The 20469-nt window shown below is 70.3% G+C and carries 18 protein-coding genes and 1 pseudogene; 15 read left to right on the forward strand and 4 right to left on the reverse strand.

The window, feature by feature from the left end; translation table 11 throughout:
* Positions 1-145 precede the first annotated feature (145 nt).
* From FHW12_RS10205 to FHW12_RS10230, 6 genes are all read left to right on the forward strand, one after another.
* On the forward strand, positions 146-1192 hold the full coding sequence (locus FHW12_RS10205; protein ID WP_182530881.1) for a rod shape-determining protein: 1047 nt from the start codon (positions 146-148) through the stop codon (positions 1190-1192).
* Positions 1193-1287: 95 nt separating this feature from the next.
* Complete coding sequence (mreC, locus tag FHW12_RS10210) at positions 1288-2229, forward strand: rod shape-determining protein MreC (RefSeq protein ID WP_182530882.1); 942 nt, start codon at positions 1288-1290, stop codon at positions 2227-2229.
* On the forward strand, positions 2226-2714 hold the full coding sequence (gene mreD / locus FHW12_RS10215; RefSeq protein ID WP_182530883.1) for a rod shape-determining protein MreD: 489 nt from the start codon (positions 2226-2228) through the stop codon (positions 2712-2714). Before mreC ends, mreD begins: the two co-directional genes overlap by 4 nt.
* 19 nt (positions 2715-2733) lie before the next feature.
* Complete coding sequence (gene mrdA, locus FHW12_RS10220) at positions 2734-4647, forward strand: penicillin-binding protein 2 (RefSeq protein WP_259392951.1); 1914 nt, start codon at positions 2734-2736, stop codon at positions 4645-4647.
* Entirely contained in the window at positions 4644-5762 is a 1119-nt protein-coding gene (gene rodA / locus FHW12_RS10225) for a rod shape-determining protein RodA (RefSeq protein ID WP_428993619.1), read from the forward strand. The genes mrdA and rodA overlap by 4 nt, the downstream gene beginning before the upstream one ends.
* A 112-nt stretch (positions 5763-5874) precedes the next feature.
* Entirely contained in the window at positions 5875-6636 is a 762-nt protein-coding gene (locus tag FHW12_RS10230; protein WP_182530885.1) for a class I SAM-dependent methyltransferase, read from the forward strand.
* 31 nt (positions 6637-6667) lie between these two features.
* Here the strand turns inward: FHW12_RS10230 and FHW12_RS10235 are convergent, their stop codons facing one another.
* Positions 6668-7144 (reverse strand): hypothetical protein, encoded by a 477-nt coding sequence (locus tag FHW12_RS10235; RefSeq protein ID WP_182530886.1) that lies wholly within the window; start codon positions 7142-7144, stop codon positions 6668-6670.
* Between the two features lie 209 nt (positions 7145-7353).
* Here FHW12_RS10235 and mltB point away from each other — a divergent pair, with 209 nt between their 5' ends.
* The 4 genes from mltB to FHW12_RS10255 all read left to right on the forward strand — a co-directional run bounded on the left by mltB (position 7354) and on the right by FHW12_RS10255 (position 11211).
* A complete protein-coding gene (gene mltB / locus FHW12_RS10240) occupies positions 7354-8358 on the forward strand; it encodes a lytic murein transglycosylase B (protein WP_182530887.1) in 1005 nt (334 codons plus the stop codon).
* Positions 8355-9356, forward strand: coding sequence for a septal ring lytic transglycosylase RlpA family protein (locus FHW12_RS21590; RefSeq protein ID WP_182530888.1), 1002 nt, complete (start codon positions 8355-8357; stop codon positions 9354-9356). The genes mltB and FHW12_RS21590 overlap by 4 nt, the downstream gene beginning before the upstream one ends.
* Before the next feature lie 109 nt (positions 9357-9465).
* Positions 9466-10773, forward strand: a complete 1308-nt coding sequence (locus tag FHW12_RS10250; RefSeq protein ID WP_182530889.1) for a D-alanyl-D-alanine carboxypeptidase family protein — start codon at positions 9466-9468, stop codon at positions 10771-10773.
* Between the two features lie 135 nt (positions 10774-10908).
* Positions 10909-11211: a YbeD family protein gene (locus FHW12_RS10255; protein ID WP_259392952.1), complete on the forward strand. Its 303-nt coding sequence runs from the start codon at positions 10909-10911 to the stop codon at positions 11209-11211.
* Between the two features lie 242 nt (positions 11212-11453).
* Here the strand turns inward: FHW12_RS10255 and FHW12_RS10260 are convergent, their stop codons facing one another.
* A complete protein-coding gene (locus FHW12_RS10260; RefSeq protein WP_182530890.1) occupies positions 11454-12308 on the reverse strand; it encodes a hypothetical protein in 855 nt (284 codons plus the stop codon).
* A 14-nt stretch (positions 12309-12322) separates the two neighbouring features.
* Positions 12323-14293 (reverse strand): hypothetical protein, encoded by a 1971-nt coding sequence (locus tag FHW12_RS10265; RefSeq protein ID WP_182530891.1) that lies wholly within the window; start codon positions 14291-14293, stop codon positions 12323-12325.
* Positions 14294-14437: 144 nt separating this feature from the next.
* On the opposite strand from FHW12_RS10265, the gene lipB reads away from it, so the two are divergent.
* The 3 genes from lipB (at position 14438) to FHW12_RS10280 (ending at position 18522) form a co-directional block, all read left to right on the forward strand.
* A complete protein-coding gene (gene lipB / locus FHW12_RS10270; RefSeq protein WP_182530892.1) occupies positions 14438-15124 on the forward strand; it encodes a lipoyl(octanoyl) transferase LipB in 687 nt (228 codons plus the stop codon).
* Positions 15121-16107, forward strand: coding sequence for a lipoyl synthase (lipA, locus tag FHW12_RS10275; RefSeq protein WP_182530893.1), 987 nt, complete (start codon positions 15121-15123; stop codon positions 16105-16107). The genes lipB and lipA overlap by 4 nt, the downstream gene beginning before the upstream one ends.
* Positions 16108-16215: 108 nt before the next feature.
* Positions 16216-18522, forward strand: a complete 2307-nt coding sequence (locus FHW12_RS10280) for a carboxy terminal-processing peptidase (RefSeq protein WP_182530894.1) — start codon at positions 16216-16218, stop codon at positions 18520-18522.
* A 250-nt stretch (positions 18523-18772) separates the two neighbouring features.
* Here FHW12_RS10280 and FHW12_RS21815 read toward each other — a convergent pair whose 3' ends face one another.
* A complete protein-coding gene (locus FHW12_RS21815; protein ID WP_428993620.1) occupies positions 18773-19417 on the reverse strand; it encodes a hypothetical protein in 645 nt (214 codons plus the stop codon).
* A 229-nt stretch (positions 19418-19646) separates the two neighbouring features.
* Here FHW12_RS21815 and FHW12_RS21820 point away from each other — a divergent pair, with 229 nt between their 5' ends.
* Both FHW12_RS21820 and FHW12_RS21825 read left to right on the forward strand, forming a co-directional pair.
* Positions 19647-19847 (forward strand): choice-of-anchor Q domain-containing protein, encoded by a 201-nt coding sequence (locus tag FHW12_RS21820; protein WP_428993621.1) that lies wholly within the window; start codon positions 19647-19649, stop codon positions 19845-19847.
* Between the two features lie 107 nt (positions 19848-19954).
* Positions 19955-20377, forward strand: a pseudogene (locus FHW12_RS21825) (GAF domain-containing protein); the annotation flags it as partial.
* Positions 20378-20469: the final 92 nt, after the last annotated feature.

Raw genomic sequence — 20469 nt, forward strand, 5'->3', positions numbered from 1 at the left:
GCACAAGGAGTGCGGCCGCGCCGGCTACCTGGCCCGGCACGGCGGGCCAGGCGGGCGTCCGCGCCCCGACCATTGCATGCGAACCGGACAGGACGAACCGGCATCGCGCCCCCACCCGATATTCCCAAAGGCTCGCGCCGCACACATGTTCAAAGGTCTCCGCGGACTCTTCTCCAACGATCTCTCGATCGATCTCGGCACCGCCAACACGCTGATCTACGTGCGCGGCCAGGGCATCGTCCTCAACGAACCGTCGGTCGTCGCGATCCGCCAGGACCGCGGTCCGGGCGGGCCGCGCTCGATCGCCGCGGTCGGTGGCGACGCCAAGCTCATGCTCGGCCGCACGCCGGGCAACATCATCACCAAGCGGCCGATGAAGGACGGCGTGATCGCCGACTTCACGATGACCGAGGAGATGCTCAAGCAGTTCATCCGCAAGGTGCACCGCGCGCGCATGTTCCGGCCGAGCCCGCGCGTGCTCATCTGCGTGCCGTGCGGTTCGACCCAGGTCGAGCGCCGCGCGATCAAGGAATCGGCCGAGTCGGCCGGCGCGCGCGACGTCTACCTGATCGAGGAACCGATGGCCGCGGCGATCGGTGCCGGCATCCCGGTGCACGAGGCGCGTGGCTCGATGGTGCTCGACATCGGCGGCGGCACTTCCGAAGTCGCGGTGATCTCGCTCAACGGCATCGTCTACTCCGCGTCGGTGCGCATCGGCGGCGACCGTTTCGACGAGGCGATCATCAACTACGTGCGCCGCAACCACGGCACGCTGATCGGCGAAGCGACCGCCGAGAAGATCAAGGTCGAGATCGGTTGCGCGTTCCCGCAGTCCGAGGTCAAGGAGATCGAAGTCTCCGGCCGCAACCTCGCCGAGGGCGTACCGCGCATGTTCACGGTCAACTCGAACGAAGTGCTCGAGGCGCTGCACGAGCCGCTCTCCGGCATCGTCAGCTCGGTGCGCAGCGCGCTCGAGCAGACCCCGCCGGAACTGTGCTCGGACGTCGCCGAGCGCGGCATCGTCCTGACCGGCGGCGGCGCGCTGCTGCGCGACATCGATCGCCTCATCTCGGAAGAGACCGGCCTGCACGTGCACGTCGCCGACGATCCGCTCACCTGCGTCGCCCGCGGCGGCGGTCGTGCGCTGGAGCTGATCGACCTGCACGGCAGCGATTTCTTCGCGCCGGAGTGACGGCCGTGCAGGAGGCGGCCGGCTGACATCGCCGGCCGCGTGGCGCAGCATGATCCACCCGCCATCCGCCCGAACCCCGTCCTGACGCCACCCACGTGCCGCTCGCCCGCACCGACAATGCCACCACGCTGTTCGCCGAGGGCGCGGTCAGCACGTTGCGGCTGATCGTCTACCTCGCCTGCGCGATCGGCCTCATGGTGCTCGATCATCGCGGCAACTACCTCGAGTCGCTGCGCCGCACCGGCGGCGTGCTGATCGAACCGGTGTACCGCCTCGCCGCGCTGCCGGCGAACCTCGCGCGCGCGACGCGCACCGCCGTCGCGACGCAGGACCAGCTCGCGAGCGAGAACCGCGCGCTGCGCGAACAGCTGCTGTTCGCGCAGGCGCGCCTCAACCGCCTCGACGCGCTGGTCGCGCAGAACGCGCGCCTCAAGGGCCTGCTCGACGCGCAGAAGAACCTCGGCCTCACCGTGCAGTTCGCGCGCCTCATCAATGTCGACCTCGACCCGTTCCGCCATCGCATCGTGCTCGACGTCGGCGCGAGCCAGGGCATCGACGTCGGCCAGCCGGTCATCGACGCACAGGGCGTGATGGGGCAGATCGTCGAAGTGCTGCCGAACAGCTCGATCGCGATGCTGATCACCGACGCGACGCACGCGATCCCGGTCGTGATCGAACGCACCGGCTTGCGCACGATCGCCTACGGCAGCGGCGCGATCGATGAACTGCAATTGCCGACGATCCCGATCAGCGCCGACGTCAAGGTCGGCGACCGCCTGCTCACCTCGGGGCTCGGCGGGCGCTTCCCGGCCGGCTTCCCGGTCGGCGAAGTGCGCCAGGTCGGCCAGGACAAGAGCGGCATGTTCATCGCCGCGGTCGCGCAACCGGCAGCGGCGCTCGACCGCAGCAGCGAAGTGCTGCTGCTGCGCGACCAGCCGCAGCCGTACGGACCGCCCGCGCCGCAGGACGAAGTCGGCCCGCCGTCCGACCTGGCCGGACCCGCGCCGGCCGCCGCGCCGGGGACGCCGACGCCATGAGTCGCCTGCGCGCTCGCACCTGGCTGTTCGCCGGCAGCATCGTCTGCGCGTTCCTGCTGCAGCTGATGCCGTTGCCGCCGCTGCTCGAACCGCTCAAGCCGTACTGGATCGGCCTCGTCCTCGTGTACTGGGCGATCGAGACGCCCGAGCGCGTCGGCCTCGGCTTCGCGTTCCTGCTCGGCGTCTCGGCCGACCTGCTCGTCGGCGAGCTGCTCGGCGAGCAGGCGCTGCGCCTGCTCGTGATCGCGTTCATCGTGCTGCGCTTCCGCGCGCGCCTGCGCTTCTTCCCGGTCTGGCAGCAGGCGCTCGCGGTGCTCGCGCTGCTGCTCAACGATCGCATCGTCATGCTGATGGCGCGCGGGTTCTCCGGCGAGCCGATGCCGCCTTCGTCGTTCTGGTTGGCGCCGCTGACCGGCATGCTCGCGTGGCCGTTCGTGTTCCTGCTGTTCGACGACCTGCGCGCCCGCCTGCGCGCGCACGAATGACGGCGGCCGATCGATGCGCATGCGCCGCTCCCGCGTTCGTGAAGGCCGTTACAAGCCGCTGAAGGAAGCGCGCCACGAGGAGGCGCTGTTCCGCCGGCGCGCGCTCGCCGGCTTCCTCATCATCGTCGCCTGCCTGGTCGCGCTCGGCGTGCGCTTCTCGTTCCTGCAGATCGAGCGGCACGACGAGTTCAGCGCTCGCTCGGAGGCGAACCGCGTGCTAACGCGGCCGCTCGCGCCCGCGCGCGGCCTCATCTACGACCGCAACGGCGTGCTGCTCGCCGAGAACGTCGCTGCGTTCCGCCTCGAGATCACGCCCGAGCAGGTGCACGACCTGCCGGCGACGATCGCGCGCCTCGGCGAGGTCGTGCCGATCAGCGACGACGACGTCGAGCGCTTCAACGCGTTGCGCAAGAGCAAGCGTTCGTACGAGGGCACGCCGATCCGCCTCAAGCTCTCGGAAGAGGAGATCGCGAAGTTCTCGGTCAACCGCTGGGCCTTCCCTGGCGTCGACGTCGTGCCGTACCTGACCCGCTCGTACCCGCTCGGCGAGGAATTCGCGCACACGGTCGGCTACGTCGGACGCATCGACGAGGCCGACCTCGGCAAACTCGACAAGGGCGACTACGCCGGCACCACGCACGTCGGCAAGACCGGCATCGAGCGCTACTACGAGGATCGCCTGCACGGCGAGGTCGGCTACGAGAAGATCGAGGTCAACGCCGACCACCGGCCGATCGGCGAGCCGCTCGGCCGCGTCGCACCGAAGCCGGGCGAGAACCTCTACCTGAGCATCGATGCACGCCTGCAGGAAGCGACCGAGGCCGCGTTCGAGGGCCGCGCCGGCGCTGCGGTCGCGATCGATCCGCGCACCGGCGAAGTGCTCGCGATGGTCAGCGTGCCGAGCTTCGATCCGAACCTGTTCGTCAACGGCATCGCGAGCGTCGACTACGCCGCGCTGCTCGACGCCGAGGACAAGCCGCTGCTGAACCGCCTGCTGCGCGGCAACTACGCGCCGGGCTCGACGATGAAGCCGTTCGTCGGCCTCGGTGGCCTCGAGCTCGGCCTGCGCCGTCCCGAGGACACGGTGCTGTCGACCGGCGAGTTCTTCATACCCGGCCAGTCGCGCGCGTATCGCGACGACGTCCGCGGCGGCCAGGGCCGCGTCGACCTCGTGCAGGCGATCGCCAAGTCGGTCAACACGTATTTCTATTCGCTCGCGCTCGACATGGGCATCGACCGCTTCAGCGGCTTCATGAGCCGCTTCGGTTTCGGCCAGCCGACCGGCATCGACCTCATGGGCGAGGGCAGCGGCGTGCTGCCGTCGCGCGAGTGGAAACGCGGGCGTTTCAACCAGGCGTGGTATCCGGGCGAAACGGTGATCGCGGGCATCGGCCAGGGCTACTGGGTGGTCACGCCGCTGCAGCTCGCCAACGCGGTGTCGACGCTCGCCGCGCGCGGCGTGCCGCACACGCCGCACCTGTTGCGTGCGGTGCAGCGCGGCGTCGATGCGCGGATCGAGCCGCTGCCGCCCGCGCCGCCGCGCAAGAACGTGATCGAGCGCGCGGCGAACTGGGCGTCGGTGCAGCAGGGCATGCAGGAAGTCGTGCGCAGCGGCACCGCGCGCGGCATCGACGCGGGCTTCCCGTATCCGATCGCGGGCAAGACCGGCACGGCCGAACGCTATTCGCGCACCGGCACCGAATGGACGAGCATCAGCGCGAGCCCGATCGAGCGCCACCAGGTGCTGTTCGAGGCGTTCACGCCGGCGGACGACGCGCGCATCGCGGTGATCGTCGCGCTCGAAGCGGGCCGCAGCGGTGCGCACGACGCCGCACCGATCGCGCGCAAGATCCTCGACGCGTGGCTGCCCGGCGACCAGCAGCGCCAGGCCGAGCGCGTCGCCGGCGGCGGTGAAGGAGCGGCATCGCCGTGATCGACGAACTCTTCCATGAATGGCGCCATCGCCTGATGTCGATGTGGCGCAAACCGCGTCTGGACCTGCCGCTGCTCGGTGCGCTGCTGCTGCTCATGGGCATCGGCCTGGCGACGCTGTACAGCGCGAGCGACCTCGATCGCAGCCAGGTGATCTCGCAGGCGCTGCGCTTCATGCTCGGCCTGCTGCTGATGACGGTGATCGCGCGCGTACCGCCGCTGACCTTGCGCAACTGGACGCCGTGGCTGTACGCGGCGAGCGTCGTGCTGCTGGTGATCGTCGTGATCCACGGCGAGGGACGCGGCGCGAACCGCTGGCTCGACCTGCGCATCGTCCGCTTCCAGCCGTCCGAGCTGCTCAAGCTGACGATGCCGATGATGATCGCGTGGTACCTCAACGGCCGGCCGCTGCCGCCAGGCTGGATCACGCTCGGCGCCGCCGGCGCGCTGATCGCCGTGCCCGCGGCGCTGATCGCCAAGCAGCCCGACCTCGGCACCGCGCTGCTGATCGTCGCGAGCGGCGCGTTCGGCATCTTCCTGTCCGGCCTCGCCTGGTGGCGCATCGGCGCGCTGCTCGCCGCGTTCGCGGGCGTCGTGCCGGTCGCCTGGCATTTCCTGCACGACTACCAGAAGAACCGCGTGCTCACGCTGCTCGACCCCGAGGCCGATCCCCTCGGCAACGGCTGGCACATCATCCAGTCGAAGATCGCCGTCGGCTCGGGCGGCCTGTGGGGCAAGGGCTGGCACCACGGCACGCAGTCGCGCCTGGAGTTCCTGCCCGAACACACGACCGACTTCATCTTCTCGGTGTTCGCCGAGGAGTGGGGCCTCGTCGGCGTGCTGCTGCTGCTCGCGCTGTACATCTTCATCATCGCGCGCTGCCTGTGGATCGCCGCCGAGGCGAAGGACACCTACGCGCGCCTGCTCGCGGGCGCGATCAGCATGTCGCTGTTCGTCTACGTGATGGTCAACGGCGGCATGATCACCGGCATGCTGCCGGTGGTCGGCGTGCCGCTGCCGCTCGTGAGCTACGGCGGCACGTCGGCGGTATCGCTGCTGGCGGGCTTCGGCGTGCTCATGTCGATCCACGCGCACCGCAAGGTGCTGGCCAATTGACGGGCGCCGCGCGGACGGGCACCTTCGCGTCCCTTCCCGCGAGAGCGTCCCGGCGGCGTGCGCGCCCGCGAACGCCGGTCCGGATAGGATCGCCGCATCGGAGCTGCCGCACATGAGCGACACCGCGAACGATCATTCGCGCAAGGATATCGACTATCACGAGGCGATCGCGGCCGAGTACGACCGAGTCGTCGTGGCGCCGCGGCGCGCGAGCATCGATGCGCTGTTCGCACCGCTGTCGGCGCGGATCCCGCGCGGCGCGCGCATGCTCGACCTCGGCACCGGCACGGGGCACATGCTCGAACGCTACGCCGGCCGCTTCGACGACGTCGTCGCGGTCGACCACAGCGACGCGATGCTCGCGTTCGCGCGCGAGGCGATGCGCCGGCGCGGCTGGTCGCACGTGCGCTTCGTCGACGCCGACGCGACGTCGTTCCTGCGCGACGACGACGGCCGCTACGACCTCGTTACCTGCGTCGGCTTCCTGCACCACCTGCTCGCCGAACAGCGCGTCGCGATCTTCCGCGGAGTGCGCGACCGCCTCGCCGGCGACGGCCTGCTGGTGATCGCCGAACCGATCGAGACCGATCGGCGCGAGCCGCCGGCGATCGAATGGTGGAACCGGGCCTACCGGCGCCGTCCCGAGGAGTACCGCGTGCACGCGGAGGATCCCGACGAGGCGCCGTTGCCGCGCGAGCAGCTGCATCGCGAATTCACCGACGCAGGGCTCGCGGTCGTCGCGGACGGCAGCGGCTGGGAAGTTTTTCCGCGCCCCGGCCTCGCGCCGATGCTGAACCGCTGGGCGATCCGCGCGCTGCACGCGGGATTCGGCGCCGGCGGCCCCGTCTACTGGGCCTGCTGCCGGCGCGCGTGATCGGCGCGCCGGCGCGTGCCGGCGGCGTCGTTCAGAGGCAGTGCGTGAGGCCGTCGTAGACCGACAACGTCGTGCCGGGCAACGGCGTGTGCAGCGGATCGTCGCCGGCGAGCCCCGCGAGCAGCGCGTCGATCGTCGTGTGCGGCGCGACCGGGATCGGGCATTGCCAGGTCGGCTGCAGCACCTCGATGCGGCCGGTGGTCGGCACGATCTCCTCGCTGCTCGCGGCGAACGACCAGACGCAGCCGCCGATGCGGCCCGAGCCGCGCTGCACCGAGCATTCGAATCGCAGCGACGCGATGTTGCTGAAGTCGCCTTCGCAGAACGTATCGCCGCAGACGTCGTCGAAGCCGGTCGCGAGCCGCGCGCGCAACGAGTACCACGCCTCGTACTGGGCGTCGGTCGTGAAATATCCGTAAGGGTCGGTGTACTGCGTGCGCGCCGTCGATTGCGCGGAAGCGACGCTGGTGAACATGGCGACGGCGACGAAAAGCACGTGGCGAAGCATGGGGATCCTCCGTGGATGCGGTCGTTCGCGCGCGCCGACCCTATGGACGGCGCGGAACGGGCGCCAGATTGCCGATCGCGAGCGCCGACGGCTGTGGCGCGACATCGTCGTCGCTTGTGCGAAATCCGGCGCGCGCGGCGCGGGAAAGCGGCGATGCCGCGCGTGCAGGCAGTAGGGCGCGCGCGCGACAACCTGCTAGAGTACGGCGCATGCAGGCATGGCTTCGCGCCGCAGGCGCTCATCTGGTCCTCGTGTCGATCTGCCTGCTGGGCGCCGGTCGCGGTGCCGTCGCCGCCGACGATCCCGCTGCCGAGCAACGCGCGTTCGCCGCAGAGGTCGCGCACGACGGCGGGCCGTCCGAAGCCGCCGTGCTCGCGACGCTCGCCGGCGCCAAGGTGCAGCAGTCGATCCTCGATGCGATCGCGCGACCCGCCGAGGCGACCAAGCCGTGGAGCGAGTACGCGCCGATCTTCCTCACCGACAAGCGCATCGACGACGGCGTCGCGTTCTACCGCGCCAACCGCGAACTGCTCGAGCGCGTCGGCAAGGAGTACGGCGTCGCGCCCGAGTTCGTCGTCGCGATCATCGGCGTGGAGACCAGCTACGGCGCGATCACCGGCAAGTACCGCGTGCTCGACGCGCTGTCGACGCTCGCATTCCACTATCCGCCGCGCGGCAAGTTCTTCCGCGGCGAGCTCAAGCAGCTGTTCCTGCTCGGCGACACCCACCTCGCCTATCCGATCGACGCGTTGCGCGGCTCGTACGCGGGCGCGATGGGCTGGGGCCAGTTCATGCCGACGAGCATCGCGAAGTGGGCGAAGGACGAGGACGGCGACGGCCGCATCGATCTCTGGAGTTCGCTGCCCGACATCACCGCGAGCATCGCCAACTATTTCGCCGACCACGGCTGGCAGCAGGGCCAGCCGGTCGCGGTGCGCGCGCAGCCTGCGGCCGACGCGCGCGTACTGCCCGATCCCGGCCTCGATCCGGTCTATCCGCTGCAGCAGATGGAAGCCTGGGGCTACGCACCGCTCGAGCGCGTCGATGCCGACACGCTCTCGACCCTGCTCAAGCTCGACGGCGATCGCGGTCCCGAATACTGGCTCGTGTTCGGCAACTTCCGCGCGATCACGCGCTACAACAAGAGCCCGCTCTACGCGATGGCGGTGTTCCAGCTCGCGCAAGCGATCGCGCGTGGGGCGGCGACGCCGTGAAGCGCACGCGTGCCGTCGCCTGCGCGGGGCTCTGCCTCGCGCTCGCGGCCTGCGCCGGGCATCGTCCGCGCGAGAACGCGGGCGCGTCGCGGCCGCCCTCGCGCGACGCGTCGCGGCTGCCGCCGGACACGGCGCGGCCGCAAGCGGAGCGCTACGCGCAGAACGCCGACGACGGTCCCGCGGCGCCGCCGATCGACGTCAGCAAGATCCCCGAGCCGGTGCCCAAGGCGGAGCCGCGCTCGCGCTACGGCAACAAGGACAGCTACAGCGTGCTCGGCCGCACCTATCGCGTGCTGCCCGATTCGCGCGGCTACGTCGAGCGCGGTATCGCCTCGTGGTACGGCAACAAGTTTCACGGCTACATGACGTCGTCGTTCGAGCCGTACGACATGTACGCGTTCACCGCCGCGCACAAGACGCTGCCGCTGCCGAGCTACGCGCGCGTGACCAACCTCGACAACGGCAAGAGCGTGGTCGTGCGCATCAACGACCGCGGGCCGTTCCACGAGGACCGCATCATCGATCTGTCGTACGCGGCCGCGGTGAAGATCGGCGTCTGGCCCAAAGGCACCGGCCGCGTCGAGGTGCGCGCGCTCGATCCGGACCATCCCGACGAGCTGCCGCCGTCGCGCGTCGCCAGCGCGCCGCCGCCGCAACGACGCGCGCTCGGGCCGGTGCCGCCGCCGGTCGCGCGCTCGGCAACGGTGGCGTCCGCGCCCGCCGCGCCGGCTCGCGCAGCGAGCGCCGATCCTGCGGCCGCGCCGCGCATCTACCTGCAGCTCGCCTCGTTCGGCGAGCGCGCCAATGCGGAGCGCGCGCTCGAGCACGCGAGGCGTGCGGGCCTCGACCAGGTCGGCATCGAGTCGGTCGCGGTGGCCGGTCGCACCGTGCACCGCCTGCGCATCGGTCCGCTCGCCGACGTCGAAGCGGCCGATGCGCTGAGCGCGCGCATCGAGCGGCTCGGCTTCGGCGCGCCACGCGTCGCGATCGAGCACTGAGCGCCGTTTCGCCTGAACGGTTCGCATCCGTGGCCGCAATTCGCCCGTGTATTGCCCGACGCGCTCTGCGACAATCGGGGCTTTGTTGTTAGCCGGACCCGACCCCGCGATGAAGCTGCCGTTTCTGTTCGCCCCTGCCGTCCTCCTCGCCCTCGCCGGCGTTGCCGTGCACGCCGATCCGCCCGCGCCCGCCGCGCAGGCACCCGCCGCGACACCCGCATTGCCGACGCCGCAGCCGGTCGCAAAACCCGCGCCGGCGACGCCCGTGCCAGGCGCGACCGGCGCCGGTCCGACGCCGCCGGCACCGGCGATCGACGCGAAAAGCTGGGTGCTCATGGACTACGCGAGCGGCCAGGTGCTCGCCGAAAGCAACATGGACCAGCGCGTCGCGCCCGCGTCGATCACCAAGGTGATGACGTCGTACGTGGTCTCGGCCGAGATGGCGCAGGGCAAGATCCACCTCGACGACGAGGTGTTCATCAGCGAGCGCGCATGGCGCTCCGGCGGCGCCGGCACCGACGGTTCGACGAGCTTCCTGCAGCTCAACAGCAAGGTGCCGCTGAAGGACCTGCTGTACGGGATGATCATCCAGTCCGGCAACGACGCCGCGATCGCGCTGGCCGAGCACACCGCGGGTTCGGAAGAAACGTTCGCCCAGCTCATGAACCAGTACGCGGCGAAGATCGGCATGACCGGTACGCACTACGTCGACGCGAGCGGTCTGCCCAATCCCGACCACTACACGACCGCGCACGACGTCGCGCTGCTCTCGCGCGCGCTGATCCACGATTTCCCCGAGGAGTACAAGATCTACGCGATCAAGGACTTCGAGTGGAACGGCATCAAGCAGCACAACCGCAACACGCTGCTCTGGCGCGACGAGACCGTCGACGGCATCAAGACCGGCCACACCTCGGAGGCGGGCTTCTGCCTCGCGACGTCGGCCAAGCGTGGCGACCAGCGCCTCGTCGCGGTCGTCATGGGCGCGCCGAGCGAGAAGCAGCGTGCCGACGACAACCAGGAACTGCTCAACTACGGCTTCCGCTTCTTCGAGACGAAGAAGCTGTACGCGGCGAACACGCCGCTGGCGACGCCGGAACTGTGGAAGGGCGCGGTCGCGAACCTGCCGCTCGGCGTCGCCGAGGACGTGCTCGTGACGTTCCCGCACGGGCGCTACAACGAACTCAAGGCGAGCCTCGACATGCCCTCGCGCCTGGTCGCGCCGATCGGCAAGGGCAAGCAGGTCGGCACGCTCAAGGTGCAGCTCGACGACAAGGTGCTCGTGCAGCGCCCGCTCGTCGCGCTCGACGAGGGCGGCGAGGGCGGCTTCTTCAAGCGCCTGAGCGACGGCGCCTGGATGTGGTTCAAGGGCGACGCGGGCGCGAACGTGTCGGCGGCGGCGCCGAAGGGCAACTGAACCCTGTCCCGCGGCGTTGAAAACCGCCGCGGGCGCCGTCATTTCACGGGCATGGACGAAGCGCCGCACACGATGCGGCGCTTCGCGTTTGGCGCGCCGCGAAGGCCGCGCTTGCCCCGACATCACGGATCACCGATGCTGACCGCAATGAAAGACCTCGACGATATCCGCGCCCAATCGCCCGAGCAGGGCTTCCAGTTTCCCGGCGTATTCGAAATCAACGCGATGGGCAGTGCGTCCGCGCAGCTCGAGCGCAAGGTCGTCGAGGTCCTCGAAGGCCTCGGCCTCGGCGTGCTCGCCGGATCGCAGCGCGTGAAGCCGTCGCGCGCGGGCAACTACGTGTCGGTTTCGGTGAGCTTCACCTGCCCGTCGCGTGAGCTCTACGACGCCGCACACGCGGCGCTGCGCGCCGATCCCGCGGTGCGCTGGACGCTCTGACGCAGGGGCGTGCCGGTCGGCATCGTGGTCGCGCACAGGGTGCGCTCCTACAACGAGTTCCTTCGGCCCGCTGACGTGCGTGCCCGTGCGGTAGGCCGGACGACCGCAGGTCGGCCGGCATTGCGGCGCCGCCGTCGCGCACAGGGTGCGCTCGAGCGGGCGCCGCGATGCACAGGATGCGCTCCCACGACGATCATTCCTTCGGCCGGGCGCGCGTGCGGATCGGCCGGCGTCACGGTCGCTCAGTGGATCACCGGCGGATCGATCGGCGCGTCGGGCGGCCGCCAGCGCCAGTCCGCCGGCGGGTCGCTGGCGCCGAAGCGTCGCGCGAAGGCCTCGAGGGTGGCCGGCGCGTCGTCGCTCGCGACGAGTGCGTCGAACCACGCGCGTTCGAGCGCGTCGTCGTACGCGATCCGGCGGTCCACTCCGTCGCGCCACCACGCGAGGCGTCGCGCTCGCTCGCGCTCCCGGCCGTCGAGCGCGTGCAACGCGCGCAGCACATGTTGCGCATTCGCGATCGTCGTCAGGTCGGTCGATCGGCGGAACACGACGTGCATCGCCGCCGTGCACGCCGCGCGCAGCGCGTGGCGTGGCTCCGCTTCGCGCGGCGCGCAGGCGGAGAACAGGTGCCCGGCGAGCGAGCCCGAATCCGCCGCGAGCCAGGCGCGGCGGTTCACGTCGTCGACGCCGCCGGCCGCGCGCAGCTCGGTGGCGATCGCGCGTGCCGCCGTGCCCTGGTGTTCGTCGTAGACGGTGCCGCGGGCCATGTGCGAGAGCGCGGTGCGCTCGTCCGTGCCCGTGCCGGGCACCGCGAGCGAGAGCGCCCATGCGGCGGCGTTGCGCGGCTCGCGTCGCTGCAGTCGCATCACCGTGCGCGCGGCTGATGGGCTGTCACGATCGCCGATCAGCGCGATCCATTGCAATGCGAGGTCGTCCGGCTGCTGCGCCGCGCGCGCGGCGAGGCGTGCGACTGCCGCGTCGGCGTCGGTATCACCGCTCGCCGCCGCGGCGATGCCGGCCGCGAGCGCAATGCCGGCACACGCGGCGCGCAGCGCGTGTCGTGCGCGCCGCGCGCCGACGCCGGAGGCGTGCCGCATCGCTGCGCCGATGCTCAGGGCGACGGTAGGGCCACCTGCTTCTCGCCCGGCGACTGCCAGTCGGCGGGCGGCTCGAGCTTGCCCGCGCGCTGCATCGCGAGGCGCAGCGCCTCGGTCTCGCCGTGCGCGAGCGCGTCGCGCAGGTAGCGTCCCATCTCGCTCGGCGTCGACAGACTCCGCATGCCGGCCTGCCACCAGTCGAGGCGGCGCGCCTTGGCGGTGTCGTCCGCGGTCATCGCGTCCTGCTTGCGCAACAGCATGAAGCCGATGCGCGTGCCGATCAGCGTGTCGGAGCGATCGGACAGGATCCGGCCGATCTTCGCGCAGGTGTCCGACTTCTCCGCGCACGCCTTGGAGATCGTCGAGAGCGACCCGACGCCCTGGATCGTGCTCGTGAATGCGAACATCGCGGCGACCATCGCCGCGCGGTCGTCGTCGGACGGGGGCGTCGGCGTTGCGTCCGACGATTCGGCAACGCCGTCGAGATCGAGATCCGCCGGCGGCGGGTATTTCTTCGCCGCGGCGCTCCAGACCTCGCCGGCCTCCTTGAGGTGCAGCGCGTAACGCGTGCTCGATGCCATGTGCTGCAGGGTCTGCGCGCGGTCGATCGCCGCGTCTTCGACCGACAGCGCCCAGGCGGCCGCATTGTCGGGCTCGAGTCGCTGCAGGTTCCGGCGCGCCCGCTCGTCGCCCTCGCTCGCCGCGACCCATTGCACGAAGGCATCGTCGGGATGCGCTGCGGCGAAATCGGCCAGGGCGGTGGTCGCGTCCGTCTCGGCCGCGTCGCCGGTGCCGCCCTTCTTCGACGCGGCCGCGTCGAGCATCGCGCGCATCGGTGCCGCCGCGAGCGCGAGCACGCGCATGCGCACGTCACTGTCCGCTCCCATGCCTTCGAACAGCTCGCGCGAATAGGTCGTCCAGGTCCGCTCGCCCGCGTCCTCTTCGGAGGCCTGTTCCGCCTCTTGCCGCTTCGCGTCCCAGCCCGTGGGCGGTGTCGCCGGCTTGCCGAGGCGCGCGAGGCGGCGTCCGGTCGCGGCGATCTCGCTCTTCGCATTGCGCCAGTCGGAAACCACGTCCGCGGGGGCGTCGCGGAACGCGTCGGTGTTGCGCATCGGATTGGCGGCGTTCGCCGCGAGCCAGTCGTGCTGGCGCTGCAGGTCGGCGAGATCGGCCGGCGTCGCGCCCGCCGCGGTGAGCATCTTGAGGCCGGTTTCGCGCAGGGCGAAGCTGTTGCCCTTGCGGGCGAGCAGCATGCCCGCGTCGACGCACCAGCCGAGGCGTTGCCAGGTGCGCTCGCTGTCGCCGTCGGGTTTGCACGCGGCTTCGAGCGCGTCTTCGGTCGGCGTCGAGCGGTAGCCGGTCTGTTGCAGCGCGCCGAGCAGCGCACGCTCGCCGACCGGCGCCTCGCTCCACAGCATCGCCGACAGGTTGGCGCCGGGATGTGCCGTGTACGCGGTGCGCCATTCGGCGATCTCGTCGCCGAGGTGGTCGTCGGCGCGCGTCGCCGACGCCATGCGCGCGAGGGCGTCGTCGAGTGCGGCGTCATCGTGCCTGGCCTGCGCGAGGGCGACGGCGTACTGCAACGCACCCGCATTGCCGGGTTCGAGGCGCACGAGGTTGGCGACTTCCGCGACGGGCCAGCGCGTCGGCCCGCACTGGCTGCTGGTGTAGCTGCCGGTATCGGCGGCCATCCATTGCACGTACGCGTCCTGCGGCACCGCGCGCGCGGCCTGCGCGACGACGTCCGCGCGCTTCGGACGCAGTGCGCTCGGTGTCTCGTCTTCGCCGAAATAGAGGCGGCCGGCGAGCACCTGCTGGCGCGGCGACGGGCTCGCGCGCAGCGCGTCGTAGAGGTCGCGCTGCGCCTGCCGGTAGTCGACCGGCGTCGTGCCGCCGGCGTCGGCGGCGGCAAGCGGTTCCGAGGCGGCCGCGAGGCCGTGGGCGAGTGCGAAGGCGATGCCTGCAACGAGGATTCGTGCCACCATGACTCCCTCCCGTCGTGTGCGCGTGACGGCAGTCTAGCAACGCGTCAGCGGCGATTCCGGGGTCGATGCGGATCTTGCGAGATTTCGCGCATTCGACCGGTCTTCCTTCTTGCGCCGCGTGCGCACCGTCCCCATGTCGCCGCGATGTCCCGATCCGTCCTCGTCCGCCGCCTCGGCCGCCAACCCTACGAACCCGTCTGGCGCGCGATGCAGGCGTTCACCGACACGCGCGGGCCGGACACGCCGGACGAACTGTGGGTACTCGAACACGATCCCGTGTTCACGCTCGGCCAGGCCGGCAAGTGGGAACACGTGCTGCTGCCCGGCGAGATCCCGGTCGTGCCGGTCGACCGCGGCGGCCAGGTGACCTACCACGGCCCGGGCCAGGTCGTCGCCTACCCGCTGTTCGACCTGCGCCGGCTCAAGGTCGGCGTGCGCGAACTGGTCGAGCGCATCGAGCAGGCCATCATCGACACGCTGTCGACCTGGAACATCGTCGCCGCACGCCGCGAGGGTGCGCCGGGCGTCTACGTCGGCGACGCCAAGGTCGCCGCGCTCGGCCTGCGCGTGCGCCGCGGCTGCTCGTTCCACGGCCTCGCGTTCAACGTCGCGATGGACCTCGAGCCGTTCCACCGCATCAATCCGTGCGGTTATCAGGGCCTCGCCGTCACCCAGGTGCTAGACTTGGGCGGACCAGGCTCGCTCGCCGCGGTGGAAGCGGTCCTGATCGGCGAACTGGCCCGCCAGTTCGGGCTGGACCCCGTGCCCGCCGCCGCCGAAATCCCCCGCGTTCCGACCGGCGATGCCCCGCGCGTCGCGCAGCCCGCATGAACGACCCCCTGAAGACCATCCCGCTGACCGTCGTCGAGGCGCCCGAAAAGCAGCTCGGCGAAGACAAGATCGCGCGCAACCGCGCGGGTTTCGCCGACGCGCCGATGTTGCGCAAGCCGTCGTGGATCCGCGTGCGCATCCCGTCCGGCAACGCGGTCGCCAAGCTCAAGGCGAAGCTGCGCGAGAACCGCCTCGTCACGGTGTGCGAGGAAGCGTCCTGCCCGAACATCCACGAATGCTTCGGCAAGGGCACCGCGACCTTCATGATCCTCGGCGAAGTCTGCACGCGCCGCTGCTCGTTCTGCGACGTCGCGCACGGCCGGCCGAAGCCGCCCGATCCGCTCGAACCGGCACACCTGGCCGGCACGATCCGCGACATGGCGCTCAAGTACGTCGTGATAACGTCGGTCGACCGCGACGACCTGCGCGACGGCGGCGCCGCGCATTTCGCCGCATGCATCAAGGCCGTGCGCTTCGAGAATCCCGGCATCCGCATCGAGATCCTGACCCCGGACTTCCGCGGCAAGGGCCGCATGGAGCGCGCACTCGAGGTGTTCGCCGACGAGCCGCCCGACGTGTTCAACCACAACCTCGAGACGCCGCGCGCGCTCTACCGCGAAGTGCGTCCGGGCGCCGACTACGACTGGTCGCTCGAGCTGCTCAAGCGCTTCAAGGCGCAGCACCCGGACGTGCCGACCAAGTCCGGCATCATGCTCGGACTCGGTGAAACGTTGGAACAGATCGAGGAAACGTTGAACGATCTGCGTGCGCACGATGTCGATATGGTTACGATCGGCCAGTACCTGCAGCCGACCGCGCACCACCACCCGGTGCTGCGCTACTGGACGCCCGACGAATTCAAGGCGATCGAGGAGATCGGCTACCGGATCGGCTTCCAGCACGTCGCGTCGGGCCCGCTGGTGCGTTCGTCGTACCACGCCGACGAGATGGCGCACGCGGCCGGTTACGTTCAGGTTGCCTGAGTTAAGTAGAAGGTCCGGGTGATTTCACCCTCGCCAAATTGCCGTGCAGGACGTACGGTTTGTCGGTGTCACGTCGCGAAGTCCCCTTCGCGCCCAGGAGATTGATTCATGCGGAAGTCGCTGCTCTGCCTCGCCTTGGCCGCCCTCGTCGGCCCGGTCGCGTTCGCCAAACCCACGACCGAGGAAGGCGCCGCGCCACTGCTCAAGGCGAGCGCGTCGGAGAGCGAGGCCGCGGTCTGGGCGACGCGGTTCCTCACCCATTTCCACTACAAGCCGACGCCGCTCGACGACGCGATGAGCGAGCAGATCTTCAAGCGCTACCTCGACGCGCTCGACGGCGACCGCCTGTTCTTCACCCAGGCCGACATCGACAAGTTCGCGCCGTATCGCATCACGCTCGACGACGCGATCTACAACCAGGACCTCGCCGCGCCGTACGCGATGTTCAACATCTACGAGCAGCGCGTCGGTGAACGCGTCGCCTACGCACGCTCGCTGCTCGCCAAGGGCTTCGACTTCAGCAAGGACGAGAGCTACGTCTACGAGCGCGAGAAGGCGCCGTGGCCGAAGGACGAGGCCGAGGTCAACGACGTCTGGCGCAAGCGCATCAAGAACGACTGGCTGCGCCTCAAGCTCGCCGGCAAGGCCGAGAAGGACATCCGCGACACGCTCGACAAGCGCTACGCGAACTACCTCGACCGCGTGCGCCAGCTCAACAGCGAAGACGTGTTCCAGACGTTCATGAACGCCTACGCGTCGTCGATCGAGCCGCACACGAACTACCTCGGCCCGCGCGCGTCGGAGAACTTCGACATCGCGATGAAGCTCTCGCTCGAGGGCATCGGCGCGGTGCTGCAGCGCGACGACGACTACACCGCGATCCGCGAGATCGTGCCGGGCGGCCCGGCCGCGCTGTCCAAGCAGCTCAAGGTCGGCGACCGCGTGGTCGGCGTCGGCCAGGGCGAGAACGGCCCGATCACCGACGTGGTCGGCTGGCGCCTCGACGACGTCGTCGACAAGATCCGCGGTAACAAGGACACCGTCGTGCGCCTCGAGGTGCTGCCGGCGGACGCGGGTCCGGACGGCAAGCACATCACGCTCTCGCTCGTGCGCAAGAAGGTCAGCATCGAGGAGCAGGCGGCGAAGAAGTCGGTCATCGAGATCAAGGACGCGCAGCACACGCGCCGCATCGGCGTGATCTCGCTGCCGACGTTCTACCAGGACTTCGACGCGCGCCGCCGCGGCGACCGCGACTACAAGAGCGCCACGCGCGACGTCGAGAAGCTGCTCGGCGAACTCAAGGCCGACAAGGTCGACGGCGTCATCGTCGACCTGCGCAACAACGGCGGTGGCTCGCTCGCCGAAGCGACCGACCTCACGGGCCTGTTCATCGACAAGGGCCCGGTCGTGCAGGTGCGCAACGCGAGCGGCCAGGTCGAGGCCGACGCCGACACGCGCGCCGGCATGGCGTGGGACGGCCCGCTCGCGGTGCTCGTCAATCGCGCATCCGCGTCCGCTTCGGAGATCTTCGCCGCGGCGATCCAGGACTACGGCCGCGGCGTCATCGTCGGCGAGCCGACGTTCGGCAAGGGCACGGTGCAGAACCTCGTCGACCTCGACGACGTCGCGCACAACGAGAAGCCCGCCTACGGCGAGGTCAAGATGACCATCGCGCAGTTCTTCCGCATCAACGGCGGTTCGACCCAGCTGCGCGGCGTCACGCCCGACATCAGCTTCCCGCTCACCGTCGACGCGCAGGACTTCGGCGAGTCGAGCTACGACAACGCGCTGCCGTGGACGTCGATCGCGCCGGCGAAGTACCAGCCGGTCGCCGACCTCAAGCCGATCGTGCCGCTGCTCGCCGAGCGCCATACCGGCCGCGTCGCCGCGAACGGCGAGTGGAAGAACTTCGAGGCCGACCTCGCCGACCTGCGCACGCTGCGCGAACAGAAGACCGTGTCGCTCAACGAGCAGGTGCGACGCAAGGAACGCGACGAGCAGGAAGCCAAGCGCAAGGCGCGCGACGCCGCGGTCGGCCACGCGGTGCCCGACGCGGATCCCGCGGCGAAGACGCAAGCCAAGATCACCGACGAAGCCAAGGACAAGGGCGGCCGCAAGCCGGGCGCCGACGGCAAGAACGGCGTCGCGGGCGCGGACGGCAAGACCAGCGTCGCCGGCGCCACCGCCGAGGACGACGGCGACAAGCCCGCCCTGCAGGACGACGGCCTGCAGCCGGACGAGCGCGGCATCTCGACCGAAGTCGCGCGCGAGAAGGAAGCGAAGGAGAAGCGCGACATCATCCTCGACGAAGCCGCGCACATCCTCGCCGACGAGATCGGCCTCGTGCGCTCGGATACCAAGCTTGCGCAGCAGGTGCTGCCGCGCGGTGCGGTGGTACCGCTCGAGGTGAACTGATCGCGCCCTGCGCAATGTGGTGAAAAAAGGCCCGGGATTCCGGGCCTTTTCGTTGCTTGGCGTGCCTGCGTCCCTCCGACGAAAGGCAGGGGGCGATACCCACCAAAGTCAGTGTCACTGGTCCGGACGCTCTGGAATGCTCGCTGCCTCGCATTCTCGACGACTGGAGTCCGCCATGCCCTGCCGCCCGCCCCTGCATCGCCCGACACTCGGACCGGCCGCCCTCGCGCTGCTCGTGCTCGCCTCGGCATCACTCGCCCAGGGCGGAAACGCCGCAGCGGCACCGCCACCGGCCGGCTGCATCAGCGACGCCGTCGTCACCAGCGACGCCGACGACGGCACCGGCACGCTGCGCTCGGCCGTTGCCGGGCTGTGCGACGGCGGCACGATCACGTTCGCCGATCGCATCGTGCTCGAACTCTCGAGCGAAATCGTCGTCGACAAGCACGTCACGATCGACGGCAGCAGCGTCGCCGGCGACGCCTCGGCCGGCGGCGACGCGCTGGTGCAGATCCGCGGCCGCACCGACGTGCGCAGCTTTCGCGTCACCACCGACGGCGACCTCACGCTGCGCCGCTTGCGCGTCAGCAACGGCGTGCTGGACGACCTCGGCGGCGGCGTACGCAGCGCCGGCCGGCTCGCGGTGTTCGATTCGCGCTTCGACCACAACGTCGGCGGAACCATCAACGGGCTCGGTGGCGGCGCGATCTTCAGCGCCCTCGACAGCGTGCTCGTCGTCGACGGCAGCACGTTCGACGCCAACGACGCGCAGCGCGGATCGGCGATCTTCAACTCGGGCTCGGCGCAGATCAGCAACAGCACCTTCAGCGGCAACGGCCTGACGCTGCAGCGCGAGGGCGCGATCCAGAATCGCGGCACGCTCGTCGCCGTCCATCTCACGATCTCCGGCAACGGCAACAACGGCGGATTCGGTGGCGTGTTCGCCTTCAGCGCGGACACGACCTTCGCCAACACGGTCATTGCGGGCAACACCGGTACCGAATGCGCCATCAGCGGCGGCACGGTTACCTCGATCGCGCTGCTGGCGCCGGGGGGGCTCGTGCCAGCCGACGCTGTCCGACGATCCGCAACTGGCACCGCTCACCGCCAACGGCGGTCCCACGATGACCCACGCGCTGGCCGAGGGCAGCCCCGCCATGGATGCCGGCGACAGCGAATTCTGTCCGCCGATCGACCAGCGTGGCGTCGAGCGCCCGAACGGATCCGGCTGCGATCTCGGTGCCTTCGAGATCGAACAGGAGCGCCTTTTCCATGACGGATTCGACGGCCTGCCGGTACCGGAGGCGGCCCCCTCGAGCCGGTGATTCGCGGTGGCGTGCTTCGCTCGGCGGTGCGCGACGTCCATCCGGGCGCGGCGCGCAGGCGGCGCATCCGATATCCTCGTGGACCCGATCGCCGCTCGTGTCCGAGGATGACCGATCCGCACTCCGACGCGACGGATTCGCCGCAGGCCCTGCTACGGCACTTCGTCGAGGAGATCAGCAGCGAGCTGCAGCTGCAGCCGCTGTTGGCGCGGATCGCCGAATACGCCTGCCTGCTCATCGGCGCCGACGACGGCACGATCGGACTGCACGATCGGCACCGGAATCTGATCCGCACCGCCGCGGTCTACCGCATGCCCGAGCGCGAACTGGGCGCCGAGATGGGGCCGGGCGTCGGCTTGGCGGGTGCCGTACTCGAGTCCGGCCAGCCGGTGGTCGCGCGCTACGGCGACATCGCGCGCATCACATTGCCGGAACTCGCCGACAACCAGGTGATCGGCGTGCCGATCCACTGGAAGGGCGAGCTCACGGGATTCTTCGGCATCGGCGTTGCGCCGCCGCGCGTTTTGCCGCCCGATGCATTGGAGACGCTGCAGACGTTCGCACGCCACGCCGGCATCGCGATCGCGAACGCGCACCGCTACGAGCGTGCGCGCCGGCGCAC

Origin of the sequence: Dokdonella fugitiva (genome assembly GCF_014138265.1) — a bacterium.
Taxonomy (GTDB): domain Bacteria; phylum Pseudomonadota; class Gammaproteobacteria; order Xanthomonadales; family Rhodanobacteraceae; genus Dokdonella_A; species Dokdonella_A fugitiva_A.

Coding starts and splice junctions, on each gene's coding strand:
- FHW12_RS10205 (WP_182530881.1), top strand. CDS start 146: ATGTTCAAAGGTCTCCGCGGACTCTTCTCCAACGATCTCTCGATCGAT.
- mreD (WP_182530883.1), top strand. CDS start 2,226: ATGAGTCGCCTGCGCGCTCGCACCTGGCTGTTCGCCGGCAGCATCGTC.
- mrdA (WP_259392951.1), top strand. CDS start 2,734: ATGCGCCGCTCCCGCGTTCGTGAAGGCCGTTACAAGCCGCTGAAGGAA.
- FHW12_RS10230 (WP_182530885.1), top strand. CDS start 5,875: ATGAGCGACACCGCGAACGATCATTCGCGCAAGGATATCGACTATCAC.
- FHW12_RS10235 (WP_182530886.1), bottom strand. CDS start 7,144: ATGCTTCGCCACGTGCTTTTCGTCGCCGTCGCCATGTTCACCAGCGTC.
- mltB (WP_182530887.1), top strand. CDS start 7,354: ATGCAGGCATGGCTTCGCGCCGCAGGCGCTCATCTGGTCCTCGTGTCG.
- FHW12_RS10250 (WP_182530889.1), top strand. CDS start 9,466: ATGAAGCTGCCGTTTCTGTTCGCCCCTGCCGTCCTCCTCGCCCTCGCC.
- FHW12_RS10255 (WP_259392952.1), top strand. CDS start 10,909: ATGCTGACCGCAATGAAAGACCTCGACGATATCCGCGCCCAATCGCCC.
- FHW12_RS10260 (WP_182530890.1), bottom strand. CDS start 12,308: ATGCGGCACGCCTCCGGCGTCGGCGCGCGGCGCGCACGACACGCGCTG.
- FHW12_RS10265 (WP_182530891.1), bottom strand. CDS start 14,293: ATGGTGGCACGAATCCTCGTTGCAGGCATCGCCTTCGCACTCGCCCAC.
- lipB (WP_182530892.1), top strand. CDS start 14,438: ATGTCCCGATCCGTCCTCGTCCGCCGCCTCGGCCGCCAACCCTACGAA.
- lipA (WP_182530893.1), top strand. CDS start 15,121: ATGAACGACCCCCTGAAGACCATCCCGCTGACCGTCGTCGAGGCGCCC.
- FHW12_RS10280 (WP_182530894.1), top strand. CDS start 16,216: ATGCGGAAGTCGCTGCTCTGCCTCGCCTTGGCCGCCCTCGTCGGCCCG.
- FHW12_RS21815 (WP_428993620.1), bottom strand. CDS start 19,417: ATGGACGGCGACGAGCGTGCCGCGATTCTGGATCGCGCCCTCGCGCTG.
- FHW12_RS21820 (WP_428993621.1), top strand. CDS start 19,647: ATGACCCACGCGCTGGCCGAGGGCAGCCCCGCCATGGATGCCGGCGAC.